The 3,802-nt window shown below is 70.3% G+C and carries 4 protein-coding genes; 3 read left to right on the top strand and 1 reads right to left on the bottom strand.

Features of this window, described 5'->3' with window-relative positions; genetic code table 11:
• Positions 1 to 1,902: aldehyde dehydrogenase family protein (locus tag ACM2XV_RS13210; protein WP_487027260.1), on the top strand; the 1,902-nt coding region annotated here is incomplete at its 5' end.
• Here the strand turns inward: ACM2XV_RS13210 and ACM2XV_RS13215 are convergent.
• Entirely contained in the window at positions 1,899 to 2,264 is a 366-nt protein-coding gene (locus ACM2XV_RS13215; RefSeq protein ID WP_344775647.1) for a GntR family transcriptional regulator, read from the bottom strand. The genes ACM2XV_RS13210 and ACM2XV_RS13215 overlap by 4 nt on opposite strands.
• A 416-nt stretch (positions 2,265 to 2,680) precedes the next feature.
• On the opposite strand from ACM2XV_RS13215, the gene ACM2XV_RS13220 reads away from it, so the two are divergent.
• Both ACM2XV_RS13220 and ACM2XV_RS13225 read left to right on the top strand, forming a co-directional pair.
• Positions 2,681 to 3,445: a C40 family peptidase gene (locus ACM2XV_RS13220; protein ID WP_487027261.1), complete on the top strand. Its 765-nt coding sequence runs from the start codon at positions 2,681 to 2,683 to the stop codon at positions 3,443 to 3,445.
• Between the two features lie 153 nt (positions 3,446 to 3,598).
• Positions 3,599 to 3,802: hypothetical protein (locus tag ACM2XV_RS13225; RefSeq protein ID WP_487027262.1), on the top strand; the 204-nt coding region annotated here is incomplete at its 3' end.

Raw genomic sequence — 3,802 nt, forward strand, 5'->3', positions numbered from 1 at the left:
TGGGGCCAGGCGCCCGGCAGTGAGCGCGCCGACGTGCTCGACCTCGCCGGTCTTGCGATCTCAGCCAACCGCGACCAGTTCATCGAGGTGATGGTCGCCGAGACCGGGAAGACGCTCGCCGAAGCCGACGTCGAGGTGAGCGAGGCCGCCGACTTCGCCCACTACTACGCCGCCCTCGCGCGCGAGCTCGACACCGTGCAGGGTGCCCGCTTCGAGCCGAGCGCGCTCACGGTGGTCGTGCCGCCGTGGAACTTCCCGGTCTCGATTCCGGCCGGCGGGGTGCTCGCCGCGCTCGCCGCGGGCAGCGGGGTCATCATCAAGCCCGCACCCCAGTCGAAGCGCTGCGCCGCGGTGCTCGTCGACGTGCTGCACCGTGCCGGAGTGCCGCGCGACGCGCTCGCGCTCGTCGACATCGACGAGGAATCCGCGCAGTCGAAGGCCCTCATCACCGACACGCGGGTCGACCGTGTCGTGCTCACCGGGTCGTTCGAGACGGCGCAGCTGTTCCGCTCCTGGCGCCCCGACCTGCCGCTGCTGGCCGAGACGAGCGGCAAGAACGCGATCATCGTCACGCCGAGCGCCGACTACGACCTGGCCGTCGCCGACATCGTGCGCAGCGCGTTCGGGAATGCGGGGCAGAAATGCTCTGCGGCATCCCTCGTGATCCTCGTCGGCTCGGTCGCCGACGACGCGCGCTTCCGCCACCAGCTGATCGACGCGACGCGCAGCCTGCGGGTCGGGCCCGCGACCGACCCGGCGACCCAGATGGGCCCGCTCATCCAGCCGCCGTCGGGGAAGCTCGAATGGGCGCTCACCGAGCTCGACGAGGGCGAGACGTGGCTCGTGCGCCCGAAGCCGCTCGACCGCGACGACATCGCGGCCGGCCGGCTGTGGTCGCCCGGCATCAAGACCGGGGTCGAGCCGGGCAGCCGCACGCATCTGACCGAGTTCTTCGGCCCGGTGCTCGGCGTCATGCGCGCCCGCACCCTGGCCGAGGCGATTGCGCTGCAGAACGCCGTCGACTACGGGCTGACGGCGGGCCTGCACTCGCTCGACGCCCGTGAGATCCGGCAGTGGCTCGGCGCCGTCGAGGCGGGAAATCTCTACGTGAACCGGCACATCACGGGCGCGATCGTGCAGCGGCAGTCGTTCGGCGGGTGGAAGAAGTCCGCCGTCGGCCCGACCGTGAAGGCAGGCGGCCCGAACACCCTGTTCCCGCTCGGGACCTGGGTGAGCGTGCCCGGCGAGCAGAGCAACAGCCTGCACCTGCGGGGGCTGGGCCACGATGTGCAGCAGCTGATCGAGCTCGCCCAGTCCGAGCTGTCCTACGAGGACTTCGACCTCGTGCGCCGCTCGGCCCTGTCCGATGCGATCGCGTACGCGACCGAGTACGGGCGGGTGACGGATGCCTCAGGGCTGCGGTCCGAGCGCAATCTGTTCCGCTACCGCCCCGTTCCGGTCAGCATCCGCCTCGGGCCCGGCGGAACGCTGCCCGAGCTGCTGCGCGTGCTCGCGGCGGCATCCGTGTCGCGCGCGCGATTCGATGTCTCGACCCACGTCTTGCTGCCCGCGGGCGTCGCCGCGTGGCTCGAGGCGCACAGTGTTCCGGTGAAGGTCGAAGACGATGACGCCTGGCACGCGCGGCTCACCTTCCGGCCCGAGACGATCGAGGTCGGGGGCCCGGCGACGCCCCCCAAGCCGATCCACCGCATCCGCCTCATCGGCGGGAACGGACTCACGGCCTCGCGTGCTCTGCGCGGCGACCCCGAGGTCGCCATCTACGACGCCCCCGTCACGGCGTCGGGCCGCGTCGAGCTGCTCCCGTTCTTCCGTGAGCAGGCGATCTCGATCACGAACCACCGCTACGGGGCGATCGTCGACCTGACCGATGCGGTGATCTAGCCGAGCTCGCCGTTGATCGCCGCGACGACGACCCGCTGCGCGTCCTTCGCGCTGACGCCGAGGCTCGCCGCCTTGCGGGCGAACTGCGTCGCCGCGGCCTGCAGCTGCTGCTGGATCGCGTCGCCCTGATTCGCGATGAACGAGCCGCGGCGGCCGAAGGTCTCGACGATGCCGTCTTCTTCGAGAAGGCGGTAGGCGCGTGCGACCGTGTTGACCGCGATACCGAGTTGATCTGCCAGCTGGCGGACGGTGGGAAGCTTGGCGCCCGGCGGCAGTGAGCCTTCGCGAACCCCCGCGAGAAGCTGGGTTCGCACCTGCTCCGAGGCGGGCGCAGGATTTGTGGCGTCAATTCTCAGTTCCATGCCAGATTCCCCCCCGTCGATCGTTCCCCGGCCGTCAGGGCGGTTGATCGCCACGCGCGTCCCCACGTCGACGTGCACGCCCATTTGTGCAGGTCACTGCCCATATCCAACAGGGGATGCCCCACTGCCTGCAACCCGCAAGCTTGGAATCCTCGGGGAATCCCCACGATCGCAACGCATCAAACGTGGTGCATGAGGCAACACGTGCGCACGACCTGTTCACCCTGGGACTTTCGGCCCAGTCCGCGTGCATAGAGTTCCGGGCGGCCCCGACGGCGGGGCTCTCAGCTCGACGCCCCGCCCCGGTCCCCCTTCCGGTCGGCGTGTGTGCGGCTGAGAACGACCGAGTTCCCCTCCCGACCCGAAAGCCCTCGTGGCGTCGCCCCCCTGCGCCCACGACGAGACCCGAAAACGACATGCGCCCCACCCTGCCCTCCCACCAGTCCCACGGCTGGCTGCGCAGGCGCTCAGCACGCCTGCTCGCCGGTACGACTCTCGCGATCACCGGATGCCTCGCCATCGCCGTTCCCGCCCATGCCGCGACCCTGAACGCGGGCGCCGCGCCTGTGACGGCCGCTGCTGCGGCGTCCCTCAGCGCGGCATCCGTCACCGCCGCGACGACGTCGACCGCGCTCGACGGGTCCCCGACCTCCACGATCGACCTGCAGTCGCTCGACGTCTCCGACAAGATCCCCGCGCCGAAGATCGTCGAAGAGAGCTACTCGGCGGTCGCGCCGAACGTGCCGCAGCTGCTGCAGAAGGCGGCGCCTCAGACCGACGCCGCGACGCTCGCCTCGACGTCGTCCGCTCTCGGCGCGACCCCCGGCCAGCGGCTCAAGATCGTCGGCGCGGCGCTCGCGTACCTCGGCACGCCGTATGTGCTGGGCGGCGCGAGCCACTCGGGCATCGACTGCTCGGGCCTCACGATGGCCGCCTATGCCACGGTGGGCATCAACCTGGTGCACTATGTGCCGAACCAGGACGCCGCGGGGCGTGTCATCAGTGCCGATCAGGCGAAGCCGGGCGACCTCGTCGTCTTCGACGACGAGGCCCACGTCGGCATGTACCTCGGCAACGGCCTGCTCGTCGCGGCGCCAGAGCCGGGGCGCAACGTGCAGATCGAGCCGGTCAGCAAGTGGTCGGGGATCGGCTATCACTTCACCCGGATCCTCAACGACTGAGCCCGATTGTTGGGCATCCCCCCAAATCTGGGAGGGTCCCGTACGGCCCGCCGCGGTCGGTCTGATAGGTTCGCCAGGTCGACTTCCGGGTCGGCACTTCGGGGGACTGAGCAAGGCGGGCCGTAACGCCCCGACGGCAAAGGGAGTAGAGCTATGGCGAGACGGAGGATCGACGCGTCTCTCGATGCATTCGATGCTCTGATCGCCGACCTGGCCGATGCCGGTGAGATCGCCCCCTCCGAGGTCACCGCGCTGCGCGCGCAGAACGCGGTTCCGCAGACCAGCGAGATTCCCGTTCAGGTGCTGAACCGCTGGGCCGCACTCGCCCCCTCCGTATCGGCCGTTGCCGCTGAGACC

Source organism: Gryllotalpicola sp. CP2-P1, assembly GCF_057512245.1.

Coding starts and splice junctions, on each gene's coding strand:
- ACM2XV_RS13215 (WP_344775647.1), bottom strand. CDS start 2,264: ATGGAACTGAGAATTGACGCCACAAATCCTGCGCCCGCCTCGGAGCAG.
- ACM2XV_RS13220 (WP_487027261.1), top strand. CDS start 2,681: ATGCGCCCCACCCTGCCCTCCCACCAGTCCCACGGCTGGCTGCGCAGG.